The following is a 24,722-nucleotide window of genomic DNA, read 5'->3' on the forward strand; positions in this document are numbered from 1 at the left end:
CACTTAGACTATTCATTAGCAAAATTAATAAATTTTTGTCTATATTCGCAAAAATTCAACTCAAATCATTTAAAGCATGAGCAAATTGTGCTAATTTATGTATATTTTATAGGCAATAATGGGTTTCATAGTGAAGGATAAAGACATGGTTAAACCAGTTCATGTTCTAATAGTTGGTGGTGGTATCGCGGGATTGACTTTGGCTAATTTATTAATTCATGGTAATAAAAAAGTTAAGTTTCATATAACCCTATTCGAATCTCGGCCATTTTGCGATAGTAATGAGCAAAGTATCGGCGGAGGGATAGGGATTTGGCCACCAAGTCAGGCTGTATTAAGAAATATACCAAACTATCAAAACCTTATAGAACAATTTGGTTATATTATGCCATCGCCGAGTTACCGAGATGCAGAGGGAAAAATATTAGCACGAGCAAATGAAGACTTTGGTGATCGATTTCCTGTTCAGTGTTTAAACCGCGATGATTTAATCAATATGCTCTCAGCAGGATTAAAAAATAGAGATGATGTTGAAATTATTACGTCACAAAAAATTCGCGGATATGAAAGAGATAATGATCAAATCGTGGTTAATATTGATGGTAATAAATATAAAGGTGATTTACTTGTCGCTTGTGATGGGATTCACTCAAAAATTAGAAATTGCCTGATGTCTGAATTAGAACTGCCCCCAGTCCTCGAGACCGACCTTGGTTACACATATTTTCGGGCAAATACTCAACTTCCTGCAGATACCCAGCATAAATGGTGGTCTCAAGCATTTGAAACATGGGGAAATGGCACCTCTAAAAAGTATGGAAATCATGAAATTCGCTTCGGTTATGTGCCACTAAAACCCCCAAATGCCTTCTGGTTTATCGCGGTTAAAACACAAAAAGATCACCAATATTTATCGCCAATTAATGGTGTGCAGGTAGTTAATGAAGACACCAAGGAATTTCTGAAAGAATTGATTAAAGAATGGAAACCTATTCGAACAGATTCTGGTGAGATTGTAGTTGATTACGAAGAATTAATTAATTCGACGCACAAAATACTAAGAACGGATATTGCTAAAATTCAAGGAGTTGAACAATTTCCTTGGACATCAAAAGATCATCGAGTGGTGTTAATGGGGGATGCTGCTCATGCTACTGCACCGAATATTGCTCAGGGAGCTGGTTTATGTATCGAAGATGCAGCGTGTTTGGCTTCTAAGCTCAACCGAGTGGATTATTTAGAAGGCATATCTGAGTATGAGCAAGAACGAAAACCCCGTGCTAAAACGGTGCAAAATATTGCAGATTTGATTGCATCGGTAGGACAAGTTCAAAACCCGATAATCAAAATGATAAGAAACGGGGTAATGCGCACTGCGAGTAGTCTTTTTCCTTCGCTACAGCGAAGTATATTTGAATATTTTGTGTCGTTCAGCTTAGGTGGTTCAACGAAATCAAGATATTGGCAAGCTCCTCGATTATCAATAACTGATGATGCGTCATCTTCTGTATTCGGCAGCATTTTTCCTAAATTCAATCAACTGGATAATCATGTAAAAGAGTTTAAAACTTCGAGTATTGGCGGTAGTGGTACGGGTGTTGTTACCGTAGAAAAGCCTTCATCTTTTGCAAAGATACTGGGTGCTTTTGCAGGTTTTCCCCGTGATATGAGTCAGCAACCATTTTATGCGCAAGTAACCAATTTATCTAAAGATGTACAACGTTGGAGTAGGGTATTTGGCTATAACACTCCTCAACAGAAAACCTATTCAACCACACACTCGCTCTATCGCGGGTTTAATCAACAAATGTATTTAAGTGAGGGTATCGGTGGTTTTCTAGACAAGGCGTTTCGATTTATTTACCAAATAAAACTCCAAGCAGATAAGTCATTAAAATATGAATCTCAGGGGCTAACATTCTTTGATTCATTCCAAATACCATTACCCACATTTTTATTACCAAAATCAGAGTGGATCGAAAAACCAACGGAAGATGGTTGGAAATTTGATGGTAAAATTTCTTTTCCTATGATTGGTACGTTATTGCATTATTATGGTCAATTCCAAATTGACAAAAAAGATGTTGTAACGAATAAAAGAATTATTATAGCGGGCGGCTCTGGAATGATTGGCAAAGAGGTTTGTTTGGAGTTTATCAAAAAAGGATATGACGTATATTGTTTAAGTCGCTCTGCACAAACACAACTCAATATTGAAGGAGTCAAAGTCAGGCCTATTAATGAAGATTGGTCCGATTTGATTGATAAAAACACCATTATATTGAATTTAAGTGGATCAAATCCAGGCGCTAACAGATGGACCCCTTCCGTAAAATCAGATATAGCCGAATCACGCTTTCAGGTAATTGACACCATTGTTCAAAACATAGAAAGAGCTCACGAAAAACCATTAAAATACCTACAAGCTTCCGCAGCGGGATTTTACGGGGATGCTGGCGATACAATTTTGACTGAAGACAGTGAGTCCGTTGTGGGTAGTGATCCAGGAACAAAATTCCGAGTAGACGTATGTAAGGAAATTGAAGAAAGAGCAAATAAGGCGAATTGCAACGTGGTTAATTTAAGAATTGGACATGTTCTATCTAATGAAGGCGGTCTTTTACCCTATTATCGATTCGCTGGTTTTTTCTCTGCTGGTCGATTTGGTTCTGGTAATCAATTTGTGCCCTTTGTGCATGTCAAAGATGTTGCGAAGGCTATTGAATTTATTGCTAATAATGACACACTTATTGATGGCGCAATAAACATAACTGCCCCACAATCCTGTAGTAATTCTGAAATGTTGAGAGAATTGCGATTAATTAAATGGGCGCCCGGAGTACCTCTGCCTGAATCTGTATTAAAATTACTAATCGGCGAGTCATCTGTTGTGTTAACAGATTCTGAGCGAGTCCAACCGAAAAGGTTACTCGAGAGTGGATTCCAATTTGATTACAATACCCTAAATGAATCTTTGCATGGATTGCAGTAGGAGCGCTTCTTGCTGAAGGATATACTGGGTTTCGCAATAGAGAAACCCATCCTTCGAATATAGATTCAAGCGTTTATAATCACCTTGGTGTATAACGCGAATCTTCATGAGTTGAATCAATTGTTGCTTTTTTGATATGGTCTCGAAAATAATGGTGCACTTCCAATAAGCGTTCAGTTTCATCTTGAGTGGGTTTCCATACGGTGGCTGCTTCAAAATCTGTAACGTATTTTTCAACTCTGGCCAGCACTTTTGCTTGTAACTTAGGATCATATCCATACGTATCAAACTCTCCTTGAATTTCAGTTAAGGTTATATTCATTTCCCATATCTAGCTCAGCGCAGCAAAAAACATCCCAATGATGTATAGTATTAGTGAGTTCTAGAAAGTGTCTTGCATGCAGATAATACAAAATAACCCAAAATTTTTAATTTGATAATATTGGCACTAAAGCACTAGAAAATGAATAGGGGATTCTAGGACCTTTATCATCAGAGGCTTTGCTATCTTCATTGATGCTCCAAGTCATCGTCCCACCAAATGAGGACAATCCCTTAATATTTTGATATTCATTTGCTATTTCATTGTAGGTTCCATGCTCTAAGGCACCATGCCCTGCGCTTTCGCTCGAATTCGCAGGCTCTCCTATCATGATTTTTGTTTTTGAGTCTTTAGGCAATAATTTTTCTAAACATGGGGCAATTTTGCTAATAAACGTAGGGTATGTTTCATCTCCTACATTTTGCCATTGTACAGCACATTGGTTGTTAACTGTAAATCCAGGCGTGTTATATGCTTGTGCAAATATATAATCAAAGAGATTGTTACTTATCGCATCGTTATATACTGTTTCGGATCCGGTGTTAACAAATTGTATTGCTGTTCCAGAGGAATCTTGTACTGGGTTTATTTGAGGGGCACTAGTTATTATTAGTTTATTATTAAGAAGTTTTATTTGCTTTATTAAAGCAGATAAATATTGTTGTCGCTCTGTTGAATTTCCAGGAAAATCAGTTGTTGAGATATGTTCTAAATCAAAGTCTATGCCATCTAAATTTAGATTTTCTAAATAGTGTACTATGCTTTGTGCGAGTGTCGTACTATTAGTGGTTCCAGGTTTAAAGGTGTTATTAGCGCCACCGAAAGAAAGTAAGACTTTTACACCTTTGCTGTGAGCAAATGCAACACTATTGGTAAAGTTTGGTATCCACTCGGGTGGTTCAGGCCACCATTGCACAGAGGGTAAAAAGCAGCCATCAGGCATAGTTGGACCACAGTTTAGATTCATGCCCACTTTATCGCCATCAATAGTACCAAATGCAATGACAATTACATTATAGTTATTAGCGATTGCCTCTTCTATACTTATCTTTCCCCAAGATTCTAAATATCCAACCATGTTGTATTTGAGTGGAACCGTTGTTTGAGATGATAGTCGTTCAGCAAATTTTTCGGCTTGTTGTATTTCTTTTTTCTGTGCATTTTGTGTGGCAACATGAGTATTTTGAGCGGAAGCATTTGTAGGTATAAAAACCAGAGTAAAATCCAACAAAAAAACGGGTAATACTTTAATCATTAACTTGTTCATAACTAACTCCTTAGATGATAGTTATTTGGACAGATTTTTTATTTTATGTATATCACTATAGCTTGTTTTCTTAGCATTTATTCGAAAAGTCCTAATTTTTGCCGACTTCATGCCAATATATTTATGGTCTTGATAAAGTGGGGGATTTATTGTCGTTGATATTGGAGACAATAAGCTCTGTTTAAGTTTTACTATGTATTGTTTTTAACGTGAGTTTAGAATAAAGAATCTATTTTAGATCACGCAATTTAAAAAAAATCTCCCAGTCCCTATTTAAGTCCGTTCAGCCTGAGGAGGGGCAAAATGCCCCGTCTCGAAGGATTTTATTATTTGTTCTTAGCTATGAGGTTTCATCTTGAGATCTTTTTGGCTGAAAGTTTATCGGAAACCTCATCCTTGTCATGGGATTATTGTTATGCGAAAGGTGTAAGCCCAGTTTACCACTTTATTTGTCTAACTTGTGACCATCTAGAAATCGTTCACTACGTTCATTGTTTTGTTTTTCTATCTGCTTTTCTTGTTTCGTTCTTCCGAATTTAATGCGATTTTCAGAAGCTTTTTTTTCATTTTCTAAACGATTTTTAGTTTTTCTTTTTTTATTAAGATTAATCACGTTCATCATAGTAACTCTGTTATGTAATATTGTTTATACTATAGCGCATAAAATGTGAAAAGATCATCTCAATAAATAACTCAAAATCCACTGTTATGGGAATGTTGGGAATGGAAAACCCAAATTGTAACCCCTCTTTCTCTAACAGTGTATCAAAACATATCCCTGTGCATCGATGAATCCTTGTAACGTTTTCATAAGCCTATCTGCTGATATACTAACCAAGTCGCCATAAATAAAGTCCAATTAAATTTATTAGTATGTTATATTAAATAATTTAATATGCTTTTATTTTCAGTAAGTTATTTAATTTTTAGGATTGATATCCTCGATTGATCCAGATGCTACGTGTAGTTCCACCTAGTTAAGCTGTTAACGCATAAAATGCTCGCAAATAGTTATTGCTATCAGGTGATTAATAAATCATATAGAATTACCTACAATTGATTGCTTTATGAATATTAATCTCATTTTCTTTATTGGCAGCGAAAGAATCGATATAGCTATTTAAATTGGAAATAGCCTGGACATAATTGTTGCAATCATGTCCGGTGATAGACTGAGTGTTTTGGCATACCCTGGAACGACCAATATTACAGTCATAGTTAGACACTCCTCCGAAATCAATCACGTATGCTTTAAACGACTTTCCTTCGTTGTGAATCAAAATGTTAGGCTCCAAAGTATCGTTTTGGTACAAATTTTTAGCAGCCAAATCGTGTAACGCATGCGCGACAGCTAACCATATTTTAGCTTGATTCAATTTGTCGTCACATTCTATGTTATTTAGCCACCACCCTAACTCTTGGCCAGGCAAACAGGGTAATATTAATCGCGGACCATTCTCTTGATTGAATACTATCGTTCCTTTTTTATTCGGATAAACAATGTTCCATTTTTTTAGCTCACGTTCAAACTCTTTTGCCTCAAAAGCAAACAATTCGGAGCGTTTTTTGGGCGTGTCCCCATAAAATGCTATTTTTTTTTCCGGTATTCGCTTGACGATGTATAGAGGATCATCGGTTCCATTTTTGGCGAAAAATCGACTATCTGCTGAATATCCAGAGGGCGGACGGCTATGGGGCGAATAAGTAACCCCTAAATTTATAAAAGTTGAGTTCTGTTTTTCTAGCGTAGGAAATTGATAGGAAATTTCTAATTTTTCATTACTCATGAATAAATAGCTGCACCTTTTTTCATTATTTTACGTCTTTAAATGGGAAAGAACTATAGTTTATATACGCTTCATAATCAATAAGGAATTGGTAAGACACCAAAATCAACATACCGTTTGTGCTTATTAGACTTCAATGATTTTCTTTGAAAACTGCGACTTTTCTTAATACTCCATAAACAGTCAGTAGTGGGTTACGTAGAATGTAAAAGAGAGTCGCTTGCACTAAAAATATAAGAAATTTAATATGCTCAAAAGTAATAGTAATTGCGATTTTTAGTCATTCGAGGGAGTGTTCTGAGTAAGCAGTTCTGAATAGGGAAGTTTAATGAAATCAATTTTCAATAGCCTGCTATGTTGGCGTTCAATACTTGTGTGCATTGTGCTGCTTATGGCAAATGTGTCGCCATCTCAATCAATGCAGCCCAAACGGGATAAGCAGACAATACTGTATGCTACGAGAATTCTGGATGTTCGTAGTGGTATCTACCTCAAGAATTCTGCAATCTTGAGAGTGTCTTTCTTGTTCCTACCTTGTCAGGGCTCGATGCGAGAATAGCCAAGGCGTCTGGTGGATTGTCTTCCGATAGTATTCAGTCATTAGTCAAAGCAAAAAATCAGACATTTTTCTGTGCAAGACAGATCGGAGTCAAAATTGCTAGCGGCTCTGATCCTGCATCGGCAGAGCGTCATGGCAAAAATGCTGAAGAGCTTAAATCCATGACACGCCGAAAACTAAATCCGTTGGAAGCAATTCAAGCAGCTACTATCTCTGCAGCAGATTTGCTTGGATATAGGAACAATAGAATCTGGAAAGTTTGCTGATTTGATAGCCGTTCAGGGCGCTCCTATTGCTGATATCACAAGATTGCAACACGTTAAATTCGTTATGAAAAGTGGAGGAATTATCAAAAATAATCTTACATAGTTCGAGTTAGAGCAAAAATATGGTTCCTTTCTTTAAAATAGCGGCGTTGTTGTATAGCTCAACAAATGTCTTGGTATAAATCGCGTTATCTGTTTGGTGCTCCTGCTAAAGAAAGATACTCGGTTTTCATCTAAGATGACTACTTGAGCAATAGATTTTTGTCCCCTATATTTCTTCTGGACTGTCTTATTACACATTATTCATGATTCCTTTTATAGGAATAGATTACGTGTCTCAAGGCGATATCAAATCTCATCTCAATTTAAATAATTAAAACCTTAGTCCCTGGATTGGCTTTTACCCAATTAGCCACATATTCGATATAGTTATTTTTACCAACAGCAATGCATCCACGTGTTGAGTAAGGTAAGTTGTTAAACCAACTAAGCCTACTAGATGACTGAGTGGGTCCATGGATCCCTACATCTCTACCTGTATATCCTGCAGCTAGTTGCTTTGTGGTGGGATAGAGAATGGGAATAAATACTTTAAATTGATTGGATTTTCTTGGATGAGCTAACCCATATAAACCAATTGGAGTTTTATTATCACCCGCTTGTTTTTTACCGACACCTTTGTTTCCGAGAGCTACTTTAAAGCTCTTAATTACAGTACCATGTTTACAAATATTTAAAATTCGCTTTGTGGTGTGTACATTGATTCCGTTTGATAAAGGACAAGTAGCGGTACTGGCGAATAAAGCGACAGGGAAAAAAATAGAGATCATTAAATAAATTGCTTTTATTTTCATTTAAGTAGACCAATATTGTTTAAATTGGGCAATAATTATTCCATAATATTGCCTTTATTCATAGGGGTTGACAGGCTAAATTTTTATTATTTTTCAATTGAAGAAACATCAAATAGGTCTTAAACAGCGTCCAATTGGTATAGTAAGCAAAAATATCGTAGCCTAATTTGTAAGATTACTGATATTAGCCCTCCATTCTCTTTACAAGTACTTAAAGAAAAAAAGAAAATATTAGAAGAAGAAAAATTAGAAATGGCCCTTATTAAATGAATAGTACTAAAATTTCTACAGATTTTATGAATAATTATATTATTATGGGAGGTGGCCCTGTAGGGTGTTATTTAGCTTACACTCTATTAAGTCAAAAAAATGCTCGTGTTTTTATACTTGAAGGTCGTGCCTTTGAACGTCTGCAAGTTATTCGTATTCCTTTCTGTATTGCTAAAAATTTACCTGAATATGTAAAAAATATAATGTGGGCTGACGAGGAAACACGCTTACGAATATTTAATACATATCAAGCAGATGATGAAAATTTTTGGCCAAAACCAGGTTATCCTTATTGGCCATGGATTAATATTGGTTTATTCCAAGAAAGTATGATTAATTTTCTTCAAAATAATCCCGAATATAAAAATCGATTCTTTTTTATTCCTGTTTACTTCGATTTAGAGAAAATAAATTACCAGGCAGAAATAAAAAAAATACTTTCAATAAATCATTCAACAATTATAGAAAATATAACGGCAATTTATTGTACTTGTGGAACCTATGCAAAATCATTAAGAGGAGAACTAAATCTTCTTGATGGGAAAATATCTGAACCAAAAGGCCATGGTGTTTATTTAATTTATCAAAATAAAGGTGTAGAGAATTACCTCAGAAATTCTACTCCTATTTTATATACTAAATTAGGTGAAAATGGTATTTCATATGCGGCATCTAATAATTGCAACTATGATGTTCAACTATATACCTATCCAGCTGGTGAATTATCTTCTGTACTAAATGAAGTCCCCGAGGATTTTATCCACCGTGTAAAATATAATTCTCTATTCAATCGACTTGATATGACTGGGAGGGCGTTATCTGAAAACTCAAAACAATGGTTTGAAAATTATAAAAAAATTATTGTTAATGAAACAAATAAATATGGAATTGAGCTACCATCCGATTTAGAAAAAATAGAAATCTTCTATGCCTCTCGTAGCGAATATTACTGGAATAGGGCTGCAATAAAAGTTTCATGGCAAAAAAATCTTCATGTTCCTCTATTTTTTATTGGAGATAGTGCTGGAAGCACCGATTATAAATTTGGCTTGAGTGTTGGTCGGGGATTTTTAGCTGTCGATATGCTGATAAATTCAATGCAATATTATCGCTATGATTTTGATAAAATTGCTTCAAATTATCAAACTTATTGGAATAAGATAATTTTTTGTGAATTTAACAAAGGACCATTGTTGTCCTTAGAACCATGGATTCAATATCAATATTTAATAAAAGGCAGAGAGGTACAATTTCACAATAATAAGCGTATTCACTATATTGATAATGACCAATATGAAATTTATTTAGATGAGTATCAACATCTTTCAACGGATTTTTCAAAGACCAGCGAAACGAGTTCTATTTTATTTATTAACACAAAAGCGATAAAAGAAAATATCGAAAATATTATTTCTTTTGGGAAACATTGTTCGCATTCAAAAATAATTGGGGTGATAAAGAGTAATGGCTATGGATTAGGTTCCAAATTAGTTTCAGATTTAGCCATAGAAGCAGGTATCGATTTTTTAGCAGTTGCTAAATTGCAAGAAGCAATCGCACTGAGAAACTCAGGGATTCCCAGTTCTGTGCGTCTCATGACTTTTGAAGCGCCTATGATATATGATCTTAGCACTTATGCTGCCAATCAAATAGAAGTTATTTTGCCTTCTAGCAAAAATGCAGCATCCGTAAAAATGATTGAAAAATGGCTGCAAAATAAGCATCGTATTCTTGGAAAGTTAAAAGTACATATCATGGTTGATACTGGCTTGCGGCGAGACGGTGGCTATGAGAGTAATATACCTGATTCAGTCATGGAGACTATTTCAAAATTGCAACTTCTTGATCCTAATCAAGTGGAGTTTGCAGGGCTGTCTACTCATTTAGCTTGTTATCGTTGCACAGATTATAATGGAGATGAAATCATTAATTTCCGTTCTCTACAATTCCATAGATTGAAGGAAGTTATAAAATTTCTTTTTTTACAAGGCATTCATATCCCTTTGATTCATATTGGTGGAGGGCTTGCTCTTCTTGCTGAGAAATGGCCGTTGCAATTTGAAAAATTTTCAAAAGAATTTAATATGAGATTGTATACAAGAGTGGGGCATGGGCTTTATGGCATGGAACTTGAAAAAGATTTACATCTAGATAGTCCGAGGCTTCGCCCAGTTGTACAAATGGATTTACAAGTACGTAATGTTTTTTATGTTGAAGAAGGAGAGCCTGTCTCTTATGGTGGTTACTGGCGCGCTCCGAAAGATGGTGCCTGGATAGCTACCCTTGCAGGGGGATGGGCTGAAGGAGTCCCGCGTACAGCCCAGACATTAGGGGAATGGCAACATGGGATAATGGTTTGTATCAACAATCAGCAATATCCTATCGTTGGAAAAATTAACATGAATGCAATGATGGTAAATTTGGGATCTTTGACAAAAGTGAAACCAGGAGATAGGGCAATTATTTTTGGATGGAGAGATCATGAGCCAAAGTTGAATGACTTGGCGCAACTAAGTGGTCAAATTGCTCCATCTATTATGGTGAATGTGCCATTTTCAATGCCAAGAGTAGTAGTATCAGAGTAAATACGTTAATGAGTAACTTCAGATGTGAAACGAAACCTATATAATGATTTTAAATTTCCAGTCGATAGGACTACTCAAAAAAGGATTTTATTTTCTGCCTAAGTACATTATTTTTTTGACAGATAAAGCAACTCCATTCTAATAGGAGTTGCGTTTAGTTGAGAGAAATTTTTGAGAGTTTTCTGCGCCCCAAAAAACTCTCTGTTTGTGTTTCAAATTATTATGATAAAACTCTTTTATAGGTTAGCTTGATATCCATAACTAGATTTTAGCTCCAGATCCTCAGACTGTTTTTCTGGTTGGAAAAATTTAAATTGATGCACATTATCAGCTAAAAACCATTTAGCCAAAATATCACAATCAGTTTTCACATTTTCCATCGTCAGCTTTCTTAACCCCTGTCTAATTAGTGCTTGAGCTTCCAGAGGAATAATTTTACAACCTAGGGTCAGATCCTTATCATTTTGAAGCAAATACTCCTGAATTACACGCAATTGTTTTTCAATTTCAACTGTATCTTCAAGATTATAAAGTTTTGAGCAAAGGGCCATTAATCTCATGCTATGGATACGATGCTGCAAGCCTTTGCCAATGGTATTGACAATATCCTCACACCAATCATCAAACTGATATTGTTTCTGAGTGAATTGGCCACCAAGCCTTAGCATTAAGCCCATTAAGGCAGTACGTTTTTCATCTGCTGTAAAAGGAGTTAATGTATGCAACAAGGTATTATTAACATTAACTAGGGTTGCTTTTAATGTTTCCTCGGCCTTGTCTGCAATATTTTTCAATGCATCAAAAAATTCATGATAGTTAATAAGATATTGATAATCTCTTAATGCATTACTTGGGGGAAATCGATCTTGATAAACAGTATTTAAAACATTCCGTCTTGCAAAAAATGATAAGATCTTAATTTGTCCTAATTCATCTAAAGCCCAATCGTGATCAATTTTATAAAGATTTTTTTTATTTAATACAATATTGCCAAGATGTAAATCCCAATCTGAGACTAAAAAACTCGCGGCAATAATATGACAAAACTGAGTCAAAAACTGACTATCTTTTTTATAGTTTTCCTTTTTAAATTTAGAAAATAATTGTTCATTTTGAAATATAGAATTTCGAGAAGTAATAAAATCTAAACGTCTCGGAACGATAGTTTTTAAATGAGCCAAAAATGGCTGATTTAGAAATACACTACCCTCATCTGAGCAAACGGTTTGAGTCGGCAATATGTTTGAACAAAGCGGATGGGCAATAACACTTGCAATCGTGCTTGCTAAAATATCTTCTAAATGCTTTGGTTTTTTAAAAATAAATTGCTCTTGTTGTTGATTTTCATATATCGCTGCATTTTTAAAATGAGGAGGTGTAGGTTGTAAGGTATATCCTTCAAATTGAAGATATTTAAAATGTGAGGGGAGAATGGGTTTATCAGATGCAATTGGCTTTTGTAATATACCTAACCATTTATTCACTAGTGGTTCTGATACGAAAGACATTAAAACTGCTTCTGAAAATGTTTTGGCGATGATAAGACCTTCACTAGGAGATTCAAAAGTATTGATTTCAAACAGGGACTTTAATTCTAAATACAGATTGAAAATTTTATTTAATGCAATAAAGCTTTTTTTGTCTAATTTTTGTTCTATATCTTCCTTGATCTGAGATAAAACTTCAGGGTTTTTTTCTCTTAATAAGATTTTTACAAATGTTTCTGCCGCAAAATCAGTAATCTTAGTTAAAGATTCTTCATTTAAATTAATAACAATATCATGAAAAACTGTCCAGTTATCAATAGAAATAAGATTAGAAATATCTGTTTTAAACTCATTTTTAAGTTCATCCCAGTTAAAATGACTTACATACTCAGGCTCTATCTCTTTAATTTTGTCAAAAATTTGATTTAATAACGTATTACATCTATTGATAAACTCATATTTTCTATAGGCAAAAAAATACAGATAAGCGTTTTTTGCTTTTTGCATGAAATATTCAAACATTGTACTCTCCTGTAAAGCTTATCCCTTAAATTACAAAAAATAGTTTGCAATAAAATATAGTGTTAATTATATTTTGATTCTGCTCCTTTATTGATCTTTGTATTTTTGAAATTAGCATGAAATAAATATATAAATCAATAATATATTATTCATTATTGCAGCCTTGAAATAGTCACTTAAACAAGAAAGATCTGCGCAAAACATCTGCATTCTGAGTTTATAGTAAAGGGGTAAATGTAAGATGAAGTTTTATTTTGATAAAATTTAGCACAGCCTTTATTAAGGATTTAAAATCCTGAGTTCTGGCAAGTTGGCCTGCTGAGTATTGGCTTCGTCAACGTAGGTTTTCATACCATGATTGTTCTTGATGCAGGTGTTTATGATTATTTAGCTAAACCATCTAGTTTAATGTTGGCAAGAATTCCTTTTTTATGGCACTTCCAGAAAATATTACGATTTTTCTGTGGAATGACCCGCTACAAAATTATTTTCTAAATTACTCAGGCTTACACCTATTTCCTGATTCAGAGTAATACTATCAGCATCATTTTGCTTCTTATATTACTTGCCAAGCTCTTTAATTCTTCTGCTAAATCCAGTTTTCATTTGCAGTAAAAGCGATGGTTAGCCAACGTTGAGGCGTGTCTTCTCCAATAGCCAATGCGATTTCATTACGAATTTCATCCAAGGTTTCAATGCTCGAAATTGGGTAGTCCATGGGCACTACTATATGTATTTCAATAAATTGTGCACGTCCTATTTTTGCAACATAACTTGTATAGGTTTTGAAATTCCGTTGTTTGATAAGGTTATCTAAAAACGTTCTTATTTTTTCATCAAGACCTAAGGGTGCCATGCGAAATATGTCTCGTATGGCATCACGGACTGCAGCCATAGGCACAAAAATCAAACAAGCAGTAAGAATCGCTAAAATAAGAGGATCAATATAGGGGGTAAAATATCCGTAGACCCCACCATGCAATAAGGCAGCGAGGCCAAATGCTGCTAGGAGAGAAGAGGAAATCAAAGCAGACATTAACCAACTTTGAATGTCTAAGCGCAAAAATTCAGACTTAATTTTGCGGTTTTTTTTAATCAAATAAAAATACATGCCGGTTGATAAAAAAAATACTAAAAGAGCAAACACAAATGCCCAATCAAAATTCAGTTCATGCCCACCAGACATTAAACTGCCAATTGCATTTATCATCGCATAAACACAAAGAAGTATTAGAATACTACCATTCAAAACAAGAACCATAGGTTCAATATGCCAGTAACCATATTGAAATCTTCGATTCCCTTTGCTTGTTAAAAGACGGGCAACAAAAAATGCCAGGATTGACATAACGGTATCCACCATATTAAACATACCGTCAAAGATGATAGCTAATGAACCCGATAATAGCCCAAATAAAATACCTACCACAGCTAAGAGAAGTGTAACAGCTATTGATATTTTAAGAGCCCGTCGTTCATGAAGCCCGTCTTGTATTTTCATTTGAGTGATATCCTGATCTGCTAACTGTAGAAAAATCAACTTATTTGACGCACATTAACTTTGCATCTTTTTAATTTTCCATTTTGTAAATATTGGTACGCCTTGTACTGCAAAAAAAGAAATTTTTAAATTACTTAATAAAGACAAAGCAAAAGCAATCGTCTTTCCACTCCCTGTTTTTGCCTGAGCAATAATATCTTCATTTTTAAGAATTATGAGGGGGCTTTGCATTTGAATTGAGGTCATATTTTCATAATTTGAAGAAGCAAGGCTCTTTATTAATTCTTGGCGAAGAGGGCGTTGAGCGAATGATGGCTGTTGAGTGGTGTGTTCTGATTGAATCATGAAAAGTGCTTATTTTTATTAGGAGAATAGATTAACATTTTTTAGTGCAATTTTAAATCAATTTATTTTGAGCACTTTTTCTGATGCTTGTAACTGTTTTTTCTACTTTTAAGCCAGAGTTTTTAATGGATTAAAAATTAGTATCGTTATCGATGCCGCTGCCCTTCAGTGAGGGTTCTAAAGCCAGAACTTGAAATTTCTTTAAAGTGAGCAAAAACATCTGGACCTGATTCTTGCTTAATAAAACCAAATCCCTTCGATTCGTCAAACCACTTAACAATCTCATTTACTGTTTTAGACATAAGTATCCTTAAGTGTTTATTAAAATGCCCGTATAGGCGAATTTAACCGGAAGCCGGTCAAGAATTAAAAACTACCGAACGAGGGATTAAATGAATAAAACGACAATTTGGAGAGTATAAAAATAGATATTTTCTAGCTGGATATAAGGATACTATTATTCTAGGTTATAAGCTAGGCAGTGAACATGAATTGTCAACTTGCCTTAATCTTATTTGCAATAATAGTGTTTTGACTACGCCCACTAGCTATACCTAGAAAAAAATGTTTACTTATGCTTTTTGTTTGTAAGTAAATATCAATTATTAAAAGAATAGAATAAATTATTCATCAACATATATGGGATTTTTTTGAGCATTTTCTTTTACTGTATTTAAAAACAATTGGCGACCTTCTTTATCAGAGAAACTATTAATGCCAATTAATTTTTGGGTGCATGATGGACAGAGATGGTAGCAAAATAACTTTCCATTTTTAGCTCGAGATTTCCCTGTTAAGGAAAAATAATTTTTAATTTCTAAACAGTAATGACACGTTTGGTAGCTCATAGATATCCTATATAAATAGCTAATTGCTCCTAATGACTATGAGGTAAAGTAAAGAAATTACAAGATAAAAATGAATTTCCCTAGATAGGCAATAAGAAGATAATAGAAGGTTAACATTATAAATTATAACATCTAATTGGCTAATAAACTAGATTATGGATGTCAATAGCGGCTAGGAAGATTTATATCTCTTTTTTGTTTTGCTGATATGATGCATCCAATTGCCACAAAGATTAGAATCAGCAATGAAGCATCAATCAGCTATTTCAATTCCCTGGCTACTGCTTTTTAAGTAATAAGTGGCCCTTGCGCGAGAATGACTACAAGTTCATTAAGTCCTCTGGCAGTGCTCTAAGGTTGAATGGCCCTAAGTAGCACTGCATCTTCAGTATTTCAATTTTGTGAGGATCTCTCAGGGACAAGCCGCGGGATCTCGGGTTTTGGAAGCCGAATTGTCAACAGACTCTAATAATTATTTTGTAATTGTATCCTAAGTTCTTTAGGAAGAAATGTAAGGTTGTTTTTAATGGAATTATGATTTTTATTTTGACCTACAAAAAACAAGGCTTGACTGCGTAATGAAGGTACAGAATCTTTAATGCCACATAATTTGAGCCAGTTTGCTTCCTGCAATGGATTTTGATTGGCGAATACATCTTCTCCTTTATCCATAAATGTCACTTTGTTTAGATTGGGAAATACCGTCGTGAGTAGTTTAAGTTTTGTTGAGTGTTCTTTAGCTGAGTCATAAGTGATAACCATATTGGTAATCGTCGATAGAGTTGTTTTTTGCTGGCTTAATTGCTCCAATATAGCAAGCCAATCACTACCCAGCTCAAGAGTTGTCACGGAGGGTGGGATATTGGTAAATGCTATTGAGAGTTCCTCCCCACTTTTTTGGCCAAGTTTATTAAGACTCAAGTCTAGGGTAGTTATAGAGGATGGAATACTGGCAAAGGCGATCGCTAGTTCCTTGCCACTTTTTTCGTTAAGGCCATTAGTACTTAAATCAAGAGTAGTAACTGATGTCGGAATACTAGCAAGGATTATTGCTAATTCCTCACCACTTTTTTTACTAAGATGATTGAATCCTAAATTAATGGCAGTGATAAAAGGTGGAAGTTTATCAAAGGCTGTTGCCAATTCGTTGCTATTTCTAAAATTAAGATTATTAAGACTCAGATCAAGAGAGGTGACTGAGGATGGAATGTTAGCAAAGACTGTGGCTAATTCTTGACCACTTCTTCGGCCTAGGCGATTGAACCCTAGATTAAGTGAAGTCACCGACTTTGGAATCTTAGCGAGAGCTATTTTTAATTCTTCGACACCTCTGTGACCAAGGAAATTATGGTATAAATTAAGTGATGTCACTGAGGGAGGAATGCTAGCAAAGATGATCGCTAGCTCCTCGCCACTTCTTTTGTAAAGAAGATTGTACTCTAAATTTAGCGTGGTCACTGAAGTTGGAATGTTCGCAAAGGCTATTGCTAATTCTTCGGCACTTCTCTGGCTGAGGTCATTGGTGCTTAAATCAAGAGTCTTCGCCGAGATTGGGATGTTGACAAAAGCAATTTGTAATTCATTTGCAGTTAAATTTTGAAGAACAAGTTTATATGTGTACACGAGCGAGCACTCCATTAGTGAAGACATTCATTAGTGGTATCTAATGATGAAATTCAAAAAAGAGGCGAGTACACATCAAAGGATCTTACTAAGATAAGCTAAATATGCTGCGACACACCTCATCTTAGCGAGAACCCGTTTAATCATTAAAGCTAGGAAGCCAGTTCTCCTTTTATGCCATTGGGAGAAGATTATCGCATGGCCAATATTATAACAAAAAGATAAAATTTAATCTATAATATCGCCTTATACCTTTGCTACTTTTCTTCTAAATCTGTATTATAATTGAGCGATAGTGAGTTATATGAAGACATTCCCTCGTTTCCTTCGCTAGAGTACCTCATGACATCAAAATCAGATCATTCTGTGATACAATAGTTGGCTGTAGTAAAAAATAAGATGGTCCAATTGTTGATCTATTTTAGGGTTTTAATACAAGTTGAAGAAATAAAATAGCTTATGAAGATTACGTTCACGCAACTAACCGAATCATATTTTTCTCTCCTTTTGAAGTGGCTTGAAGCGAAGCATGTGAAAATATGGTGGGATCCGGATGTCCAGTGGACGGATGAATTGGTTTCTCAAAAATATGCCGCTTATGTTAAAGGGTATAAGTTGGTTCATGGTACTCCTAAACCAATCCACCCTTATATTATCTGTGTTGATGAGAAACCTATTGGCTATATCCAACTCTATAATGCTTATGATTTTCCCTGTTCAAAATCACTTCAAGGCTTACCTCAATCTCTTGCAGCCTTCGATGTGTTGATAGGTGAGACAGAGTATTTGAATCGTGGTATTGGCGCATCTGCGATTACAGCATTTTTAAATCAATATGCGGCTTCATATACCCATATTTTTGCTGATCCTGAACGTACCAATTTTGCGGCAATTCGAGCCTATGAAAAAGCGGGTTTTAAGAAACTTAGCTTACAACCAGATACAAATGAACTATGGATGATAAAACAAAAAAACACTTACATTATCTACTTGTTTGGCCATCCTGGTACTGGAAAATATACAATTAGCCAGGAATTGATGAAACATGATTTTATTGTTTGTGATAATCAGCTCATTAACAATCCAATTTTTGCATTACTGAATTACGACGGCTTTAGTAAAATCCCTGAGTTTGGATGGGATGCCATAGGGCGCATTCGTACTGTTGTTTTTGATTTCATCACTATGGAACAAAATCACAATTACGTTTTAACAAATTGCCTATATGAAAATGAAGGTGATCGGGATTGCTATATACAAGTAGAAACAATGGCATTAAAGCGCAACTCGATCTTTATTCCTGTGAAATTGCTTATCTCTGAAGAAGAACATCTAAGACGTATTACGGTTCCCTCTAGAAGAGCGCGATGGAAATCAATTGATCCTCAAGACGTATATCAAAGAGAGCAACTTATTCACATAGATCATCCACATTTGTTAGAATTAGATGTCAGCGCTTTGTCCGCAGCTCAGGCAGCGGAAAACATTTTAGAATACGCATTTAAGTTAAAAAATCATAATGGTGGAAAACATGAGTAATAAACCTGAGCCACTAAAAAAACCATAACCAGAAGAGGGTAAAAATACTGATACTATCCAAAAATTGGAGCTATCTCTTTTAACTCCAGACAGTAAAGGCAATCTTCGAAAAACAATTAAATAAATGAATAACGCATGAACAAAAACATCAGCCACCGTAAAGCCCATATAAATGACTTACCCTCGATCGTGGCTCTTCTCTTTGAAGATGAGCTTGGAAAAACACGAGAGAACAAGCAGCAAGCATTAGATCAGCGCTATGTTGATGCTTTCCACAAGATAGATATTGACCCTAATCAATACCTGATGATTGTAGAAAACGACGATGAAATTATCGGAACATGCCATTTAACCATCATCCCATCACTTACTTTTACTGGGCAAACCCGAATGCAGATTGAAGCTGTAAGGGTTTCTAAACAATATAGAGGTCAGAAAATTGGTGAATGGATGATGAATGCTGCAATCAATTATGGGAGATCCAAAGGTGCCTCAATCATTCAATTAACAACCAACAAAAAACGCTCAAGAGCAAAAAATTTTTATGAGAAATTAGGTTTTGAATCTAGCCATGAAGGGATGAAATTGTATCTGGATAAAAACAATGAACATACATTTTGAAAAAGCCAATGCTAGTCATTGATACAATTTTCGGTTGCTTGTACAGGCCAGAGTTCAATTATTGCCTTATTTTATGCTCGCAAGAAAACTGGTAACAATCGCTTGGCTGGAAACATGGCTTAATTAGATTCTAAATGCGGTGGGTGGTTCTTATCTCTTGGATGGATGTGTAGTTGTTGAAGCCAAGAAGTTGGAGTTGAAGGGCAATATTCAGAGGTATGTACGTAATCACCATCAATAATCTATCATTCATCTTAATATTTTATTAATATTTACAAGTCATAATATCGGCACTTTAAATAATCAAATTGAGCGAAATATATGTACAGCTCCAGTCTTCTAAAGCTTCTCAATGAGGTAGATAGTTCATATGACGTATTAGAAAAGCTTAAAGAAGCAAATTTTGCAGTCACTGATAGTACCGATGAGGGCGATTCTGTTTTACACATTTTAGCTAAGTCTAAGCATGCACAAACTCGATATTTTTTTGACTATCTCCAGAAGTTAGTAAATGCTGGAGCGGATATAAGTGCAATCGATAATCAGAATAAGGGCTTCCTGAGTTACTATTTAGAGCATGGGGTACGATACGATGAACATGAAACCTTTAATCTCTTGCTTAAAAAAGAAGGTTTTGACATCAATCAAATAATTACAAGTGACAAAACATTTTTCGAATTTGTCTACGATTCTCATGATTGGAACTCTCGTAGCTCCATGGAAATGTTTATAAAGCACAAAAAATTCAATCCTAATCTTAAAACCTCTAAACATAATTCTATATTGCTACATCTTATTTCTGAGAATGTCTTTGCTCATAAAGAGCACATGCAAGCGGTGGCTAACCATCCACAAACGAATCCAAACATTAAAAATAATAATGGACAGACAGTATTGGATTTGATTTTAAGTGATACGACATATAAGAATATGGCATTAGTTACTGCTTTAATCAATCATGAACAATGTGATATTGATCTCTTAGATAAAGATGGAAATAACTATCTGCAATTGGCAATTATTTCTTGCGAATATCAAGCAGAAGAGATCGCAAAACTACTTATTAACAAGGCTATTGATGTTGACCATAAAAATAATGAAGGTAAATCCGCATTTGATTTAATCCTTGAGAATAGAGCGGGTAGATCAGATTATGCAAATAATGCATTATTAATACAGATCCTTAAACTTCATCCAGCATCGCTTCTTGAGAAATATAAAGATGGTAAGTCTATATTAAATGAACTCCTCAAAAGCGAAGATTATACTCTTAAATCTGCATTTCCTACACTCCTTAGTCTATGTAAAGATCAAAAAGAGGGGGAGGAAACTATTAAAAGGACCGTAGCAGAATTCTTTAATGATTTTCGTCAAGGTTTGGTATCTGAGGAGACAATAATTGCTTTAACCCAAGCGCTTATTGATGCTCAAGTTAATATCGATGTCGAATATTGCTTTGCTCAGTGTGCGATTTATAACTCACATGGATATACAAACACCGTACTTAACAACAATTTCAAAATGCTCAAACCTCAGCTTGATTTGAAAGCAGTGATTAGCCATATAAAAAATTTGACCCTAGACAACAGTGATGAACGTTTACGCGCCTTATCTTATTTAAATGAATTTAGTTTTTCTCCAAATAATTTAGATGAAGGGACACTTGCATTAGAAGATGAATGTCTCCACGCTAAATCAAGACAAAATGTGAAGAAAGCAAGTAAAATGTTCGGCCATTTATTTTCATTAAGTGGTTCAATACCTACAGATAACCACCTCATCAAACTCACAGGAAGTTCTCCTCAGGATACCGCGCCATTTATGGTATATTTAATGAATGCATACGTTTCTTATTGCGAAAAAAATAATAAGAATACAGAGTACCTAGACACTATTCGAGAGGTAAGAAACATGGCAGTAAAAGCCATGCGTCTTTATTTTATGTCCCACTCGTATTACCAATCTACAAATACCTCTAAAGAAAAAATGTTGCTCTCTATGATAGAAGACAGTAAAAATGCGGGTGTCGAAATCATTACGGGTTGGCCTGAACATACGATAGATCTTGTTATGAAACAGAATGATCTGTACCGCAATAATGGTGGTGGGTGCAGTACTGATGCCACGATAGAACATTACAAAATATCTAAACCCGAGAATATAACCAAAGATATGTTTTCTACCCTCTATAAAGATGAGTGGGAGTCAAATAAAGCATATATTCAACGAGATTTGCACGGTCTTCTAGGATTAGTATTTATTGATAGTATTCCGGGTGATTTTCAAACTGTAGGCAATTGCAGTCTTTACAGTCTGTTACTCGCTTTAAAAACTAAATATCAGCTTTTTTTACCCGCAAACATAGCCGAGCAATTACATGCTGATACTATAAAATTTTTTGAACAGTTTTATTTGGAAGAATATCTTGCTCTTCATGCGAATAATCCAACTGTACCGCATCTGCTCATGCGATTAATTATTCAGAAACTAATGCCAGAGGGACAACTTGAGTTAGTAAAACGATTGCTCGCTGAGCATTTTAATACTGAAGCGAATCAGGAAATAATGCAAACTGAATTTATGTTGAAACGGTGGAAGTTAATTGCTTATGGAAAATCTACAGAACAATTTGACAAACAACTACAAACTTTAGGTGTGCATCTAGAACCCACGAATGAGCGCCTAGAAATTTTGCAACGCTTCCTTAATGATCAAGTAACCACTAATGATTTAGATGAGTTAAAATCCTGGCCTTTATTGAAGCAAACTTTTCAAGGTTATCATTTATTACATTTTGCGGTGATGAATAACAACTTAGCTCTGGCTTCATCACTTGTACAGATGTTTCCTAATGCTGTTAATCAAACTAATTGGTATGGTGAGGAACCATTATGTTTGGTGAGCTCTGTTGAAATGATTGATGTATTAATCAATGCAGGTGCCAGTGTTACTAGGACAGATAGTGATCATGCACTAGATTATGCAATCCGAGCAAACAGAGTAGATTTGGTAAGCTCTTTACTCAAACATGGAGCCAAACCCAGTGAGTACAGTGCTTATTATGCTGCTTCTAAGGATCCCAAAATTTTACAATCTTTAATGGAGCATTATCCAGAAACAGTGATAAAACCTACTCATGATTACAGTACTAGTATTCATGCTGCAGCCAGATCGGGAAACGATGAAAATATTCGTACATTAGTCTATTATGGCGGCGCTAATCCAGATACCAGTAACGTAAATGGTATTACGCCTTTACAACTAGCACTGAAAAATGGACATAAAAATACGGCTAAACTATTGATTGACTATCCAGGCACCTTATTTAAAGGCCCTCATCGAGGAGAGTCCATAATTAAGATGACCCAAGATGAGGATATTCAAAAGACGATTGAACTTAAAGAGCAAGAAAGAAAAGCAGATCTTGAGTATTTTCAGACAACGTTTAAAAATAGCAACCCGGGTATTATCAAAGAAAATATAGATTATCTCATTGTTGCTATCCGTCTTAATGACATACGAGCTATTCGCGGATGTTTACTTGCTTATCCTAATATTAAAGTAGTTGATACGAGTGATCATTATTGTACTACTCCTATAGGAGATGCGATACGTAGATTGGCAGGCCAAAAAGGAGAAGAGTATAACCAGGCGTTTAAAATAATAGAAATGCTTCTTAAAACCCCTGCAATTGATATCAATGCGATACAAGCAAGTTCAGAACCTATTTTATTCTGGGCTACATCCATTGGTGATGTTGCTGTTCTTGAATTATTCCTTGCAGATCGCAAACTGGATCCTAATAAACAGGATAATGTGGGATATACAGCTTTGCATGATGCAGTGGAACGTGGTCACCTAGACTGCGTTAAACGATTACTCGCAGATGATCGTGTTGATAGCACTATTGTTAATCACAAAAATCAAACAGCAGCAGAGCTTGATAGTTTTAGATACAATTCAAAAAAATGCATCGACGAAGTCGTAAAACATCAGCAATGTTTAAAACAAGGTAATATGAGTCGGGTAGGGCTCTATTGTTGAACACCTCTGAGCTAGAATGCGAAGCTATGATCACTTTATCCTAAAAACGCAGTGAAATCGTTAGGAGAGTGATTCATGTGCTGAGTACTTGAGAGAATTTGAAAAATTGCCTGCGAATTTCAGAAAAGAGTAATTGCCCCAGAAAAACGGCATGTTGGAGACAAAGACTATGATACAGCATATCTTACTGTGACTCATGCCACAGTGCATACTAGTTCCATCAGAGTAGTTAATCACTTACAAAATACAACGAATTTGTTTCGAAGTGAATTGGAGTCTTTACGTTCAATACAAGACATTCCAATTCCATATGCCATGCCAAGTGGGACCTAAATAAGGCCCATTGTAGCAGCTCTGCTGAAAATATTTTGTGCATCAAGATATCTAACTTAATAAAAAGAAAAAAAACTCAAGTCAAGACTGTTTTTTTAATTTTTATTTGTATAAGATCGCTACGTCTAGATTCTTTTCAAATATCCAAATCCTGTGGATATTTATTTTAACCCAATAATGAATAAATAATTGGCAATATAGGTGAACCCTTGCTGGGCTTGGTTTATTTCATTTTTTCATCTACAAAACATCATTTAAGTTATTCACATTTTCTGTGGATAAGTCTGTTTATAGTCAGTTAATTTCCTTGGAATAGTGAGGAGTTAATGAGATGATTCATCTTTTTTCAAAGTGTTTTTTCTATTTTTTGAGAGAAGCAACTTGTACCCAATTAGCTAGTTTAGTTAATAACATATTGAGTGTAGATTAAGAAATGGGTCAATTATGAAAATGGTTGTACCAAAGATTTTTGCAAGCGATTCTGGTCTTTTATTGACTGAATCACTCTGTTTCGGTTACTTTAATTAAGATTATGAGTTTATTCAAAAAATAGAACATGTTCTATTAGGTAAAAACCCTTAACTCCTATCAATCGGCGTGCACTTCATTTTAAAAAAGCTAGACTTATGAGTAAGGACTCAAGGTTTTATAAGGAAACAAAATGAAAGCAAAATACACTGCAAATGCCTATTGTAATGAAGAAAAAATTGCAACAGAAGCAGGAGACGATGTTGATAAACCTTATGCGTGGATGGTGTTGCAAGCCAATGGAAACTTTGGCGATGTTCATGGAGAAATTATTGATAATAAGACTCATGAGGTGGTGAAGACATTTCAAAAAACCTATTTGGATTGATTATAAAGAGTATTATTTAAATGTGTCCTCAATGAGGAATTGAAATGGATTTAAAAAAACTTCCAGGCGGTGATGATGTCTCTAATGAAATCAATGTAGTG

At 35.0% G+C, this 24,722-nt stretch carries 16 protein-coding genes and 2 pseudogenes; 7 read left to right on the forward strand and 11 right to left on the reverse strand.

The window, feature by feature from the left end; translation table 11 throughout:
- Positions 1-145 precede the first annotated feature (145 nt).
- On the forward strand, positions 146-2,992 hold the full coding sequence (locus DYH34_RS06620; RefSeq protein WP_058466108.1) for a TIGR01777 family oxidoreductase: 2,847 nt from the start codon (positions 146-148) through the stop codon (positions 2,990-2,992).
- Positions 2,993-3,071: 79 nt separating this feature from the next.
- Here the strand turns inward: DYH34_RS06620 and DYH34_RS06625 are convergent, their stop codons facing one another.
- The 4 genes from DYH34_RS06625 to DYH34_RS06640 form a co-directional block, all read right to left on the reverse strand.
- Positions 3,072-3,314 carry a hypothetical protein gene (locus DYH34_RS06625; RefSeq protein ID WP_058466109.1) on the reverse strand — a complete coding sequence of 81 codons (243 nt, stop codon included), beginning with the start codon at positions 3,312-3,314 and terminating at the stop codon, positions 3,072-3,074.
- A 106-nt stretch (positions 3,315-3,420) separates the two neighbouring features.
- On the reverse strand, positions 3,421-4,581 hold the full coding sequence (locus tag DYH34_RS06630; RefSeq protein WP_058466110.1) for a glycosyl hydrolase family 18 protein: 1,161 nt from the start codon (positions 4,579-4,581) through the stop codon (positions 3,421-3,423).
- A 445-nt stretch (positions 4,582-5,026) separates the two neighbouring features.
- Positions 5,027-5,203, reverse strand: a complete 177-nt coding sequence (locus tag DYH34_RS06635) for a DUF4169 family protein (RefSeq protein WP_065240119.1) — start codon at positions 5,201-5,203, stop codon at positions 5,027-5,029.
- A 424-nt stretch (positions 5,204-5,627) separates the two neighbouring features.
- Positions 5,628-6,368 carry a serine/threonine protein kinase gene (locus tag DYH34_RS06640; protein ID WP_058466111.1) on the reverse strand — a complete coding sequence of 247 codons (741 nt, stop codon included), beginning with the start codon at positions 6,366-6,368 and terminating at the stop codon, positions 5,628-5,630.
- Between the two features lie 576 nt (positions 6,369-6,944).
- Between DYH34_RS06640 and DYH34_RS06645 the strand changes: the two genes are divergently transcribed.
- Complete coding sequence (locus tag DYH34_RS06645) at positions 6,945-7,193, forward strand: amidohydrolase family protein (protein ID WP_058466112.1); 249 nt, start codon at positions 6,945-6,947, stop codon at positions 7,191-7,193.
- A gap of 365 nt (positions 7,194-7,558) precedes the next feature.
- On the opposite strand, the gene DYH34_RS06650 is transcribed toward DYH34_RS06645, so the two are convergent.
- Complete coding sequence (locus tag DYH34_RS06650) at positions 7,559-8,047, reverse strand: L,D-transpeptidase family protein (RefSeq protein ID WP_058466113.1); 489 nt, start codon at positions 8,045-8,047, stop codon at positions 7,559-7,561.
- Positions 8,048-8,313: 266 nt separating this feature from the next.
- On the opposite strand from DYH34_RS06650, the gene alr reads away from it, so the two are divergent.
- Positions 8,314-10,902, forward strand: coding sequence for an alanine racemase (gene alr, locus DYH34_RS06655; RefSeq protein WP_058466114.1), 2,589 nt, complete (start codon positions 8,314-8,316; stop codon positions 10,900-10,902).
- A gap of 236 nt (positions 10,903-11,138) precedes the next feature.
- On the opposite strand, the gene DYH34_RS06660 is transcribed toward alr, so the two are convergent.
- From DYH34_RS06660 to DYH34_RS06685, 6 genes and pseudogenes are all read right to left on the reverse strand, one after another.
- Positions 11,139-12,911 (reverse strand): hypothetical protein, encoded by a 1,773-nt coding sequence (locus DYH34_RS06660; protein ID WP_058466115.1) that lies wholly within the window; start codon positions 12,909-12,911, stop codon positions 11,139-11,141.
- A gap of 589 nt (positions 12,912-13,500) precedes the next feature.
- Positions 13,501-14,412 (reverse strand): cation diffusion facilitator family transporter, encoded by a 912-nt coding sequence (locus tag DYH34_RS06665; protein WP_058466116.1) that lies wholly within the window; start codon positions 14,410-14,412, stop codon positions 13,501-13,503.
- A 96-nt stretch (positions 14,413-14,508) separates the two neighbouring features.
- Positions 14,509-14,757 (reverse strand): annotated as a pseudogene (locus DYH34_RS06670) (DEAD/DEAH box helicase); the annotation flags it as partial.
- A 155-nt stretch (positions 14,758-14,912) separates the two neighbouring features.
- Positions 14,913-15,059 (reverse strand): annotated as a pseudogene (locus DYH34_RS06675) (cold-shock protein); the annotation flags it as partial.
- 321 nt (positions 15,060-15,380) lie between these two features.
- Positions 15,381-15,605 (reverse strand): hypothetical protein, encoded by a 225-nt coding sequence (locus DYH34_RS06680; protein WP_058466119.1) that lies wholly within the window; start codon positions 15,603-15,605, stop codon positions 15,381-15,383.
- 465 nt (positions 15,606-16,070) lie between these two features.
- On the reverse strand, positions 16,071-17,228 hold the full coding sequence (locus DYH34_RS06685; protein ID WP_058466120.1) for a leucine-rich repeat domain-containing protein: 1,158 nt from the start codon (positions 17,226-17,228) through the stop codon (positions 16,071-16,073).
- A 459-nt stretch (positions 17,229-17,687) separates the two neighbouring features.
- On the opposite strand from DYH34_RS06685, the gene DYH34_RS18325 reads away from it, so the two are divergent.
- The 4 genes from DYH34_RS18325 to DYH34_RS06715 all read left to right on the forward strand — a co-directional run bounded on the left by DYH34_RS18325 (position 17,688) and on the right by DYH34_RS06715 (position 24,621).
- Positions 17,688-18,767 carry a GNAT family N-acetyltransferase gene (locus DYH34_RS18325; RefSeq protein ID WP_242606205.1) on the forward strand — a complete coding sequence of 360 codons (1,080 nt, stop codon included), beginning with the start codon at positions 17,688-17,690 and terminating at the stop codon, positions 18,765-18,767.
- A 135-nt stretch (positions 18,768-18,902) separates the two neighbouring features.
- The gene (locus tag DYH34_RS06705; RefSeq protein ID WP_058466122.1) at positions 18,903-19,388 is read left to right on the forward strand and encodes a GNAT family N-acetyltransferase; all 486 of its coding nucleotides are present in this window, start codon (positions 18,903-18,905) and stop codon (positions 19,386-19,388) included.
- Positions 19,389-19,709: 321 nt separating this feature from the next.
- Positions 19,710-23,432, forward strand: a complete 3,723-nt coding sequence (locus DYH34_RS06710) for an ankyrin repeat domain-containing protein (protein WP_058466123.1) — start codon at positions 19,710-19,712, stop codon at positions 23,430-23,432.
- A gap of 994 nt (positions 23,433-24,426) precedes the next feature.
- Entirely contained in the window at positions 24,427-24,621 is a 195-nt protein-coding gene (locus tag DYH34_RS06715; protein ID WP_058466124.1) for a hypothetical protein, read from the forward strand.
- Positions 24,622-24,722 lie beyond the last annotated feature (101 nt).

The organism is Legionella cincinnatiensis (assembly GCF_900452415.1).
Lineage (GTDB): Bacteria > Pseudomonadota > Gammaproteobacteria > Legionellales > Legionellaceae > Legionella > Legionella cincinnatiensis.

Coding starts and splice junctions, on each gene's coding strand:
- DYH34_RS06620 (WP_058466108.1), top strand. CDS start 146: ATGGTTAAACCAGTTCATGTTCTAATAGTTGGTGGTGGTATCGCGGGA.
- DYH34_RS06625 (WP_058466109.1), bottom strand. CDS start 3,314: ATGAATATAACCTTAACTGAAATTCAAGGAGAGTTTGATACGTATGGA.
- DYH34_RS06630 (WP_058466110.1), bottom strand. CDS start 4,581: ATGAACAAGTTAATGATTAAAGTATTACCCGTTTTTTTGTTGGATTTT.
- DYH34_RS06635 (WP_065240119.1), bottom strand. CDS start 5,203: ATGATGAACGTGATTAATCTTAATAAAAAAAGAAAAACTAAAAATCGT.
- DYH34_RS06640 (WP_058466111.1), bottom strand. CDS start 6,368: ATGAGTAATGAAAAATTAGAAATTTCCTATCAATTTCCTACGCTAGAA.
- DYH34_RS06650 (WP_058466113.1), bottom strand. CDS start 8,047: ATGAAAATAAAAGCAATTTATTTAATGATCTCTATTTTTTTCCCTGTC.
- alr (WP_058466114.1), top strand. CDS start 8,314: ATGAATAGTACTAAAATTTCTACAGATTTTATGAATAATTATATTATT.
- DYH34_RS06660 (WP_058466115.1), bottom strand. CDS start 12,911: ATGTTTGAATATTTCATGCAAAAAGCAAAAAACGCTTATCTGTATTTT.
- DYH34_RS06665 (WP_058466116.1), bottom strand. CDS start 14,412: ATGAAAATACAAGACGGGCTTCATGAACGACGGGCTCTTAAAATATCA.
- DYH34_RS06680 (WP_058466119.1), bottom strand. CDS start 15,605: ATGAGCTACCAAACGTGTCATTACTGTTTAGAAATTAAAAATTATTTT.
- DYH34_RS18325 (WP_242606205.1), top strand. CDS start 17,688: ATGAAGATTACGTTCACGCAACTAACCGAATCATATTTTTCTCTCCTT.
- DYH34_RS06705 (WP_058466122.1), top strand. CDS start 18,903: ATGAACAAAAACATCAGCCACCGTAAAGCCCATATAAATGACTTACCC.
- DYH34_RS06710 (WP_058466123.1), top strand. CDS start 19,710: ATGTACAGCTCCAGTCTTCTAAAGCTTCTCAATGAGGTAGATAGTTCA.
- DYH34_RS06715 (WP_058466124.1), top strand. CDS start 24,427: ATGAAAGCAAAATACACTGCAAATGCCTATTGTAATGAAGAAAAAATT.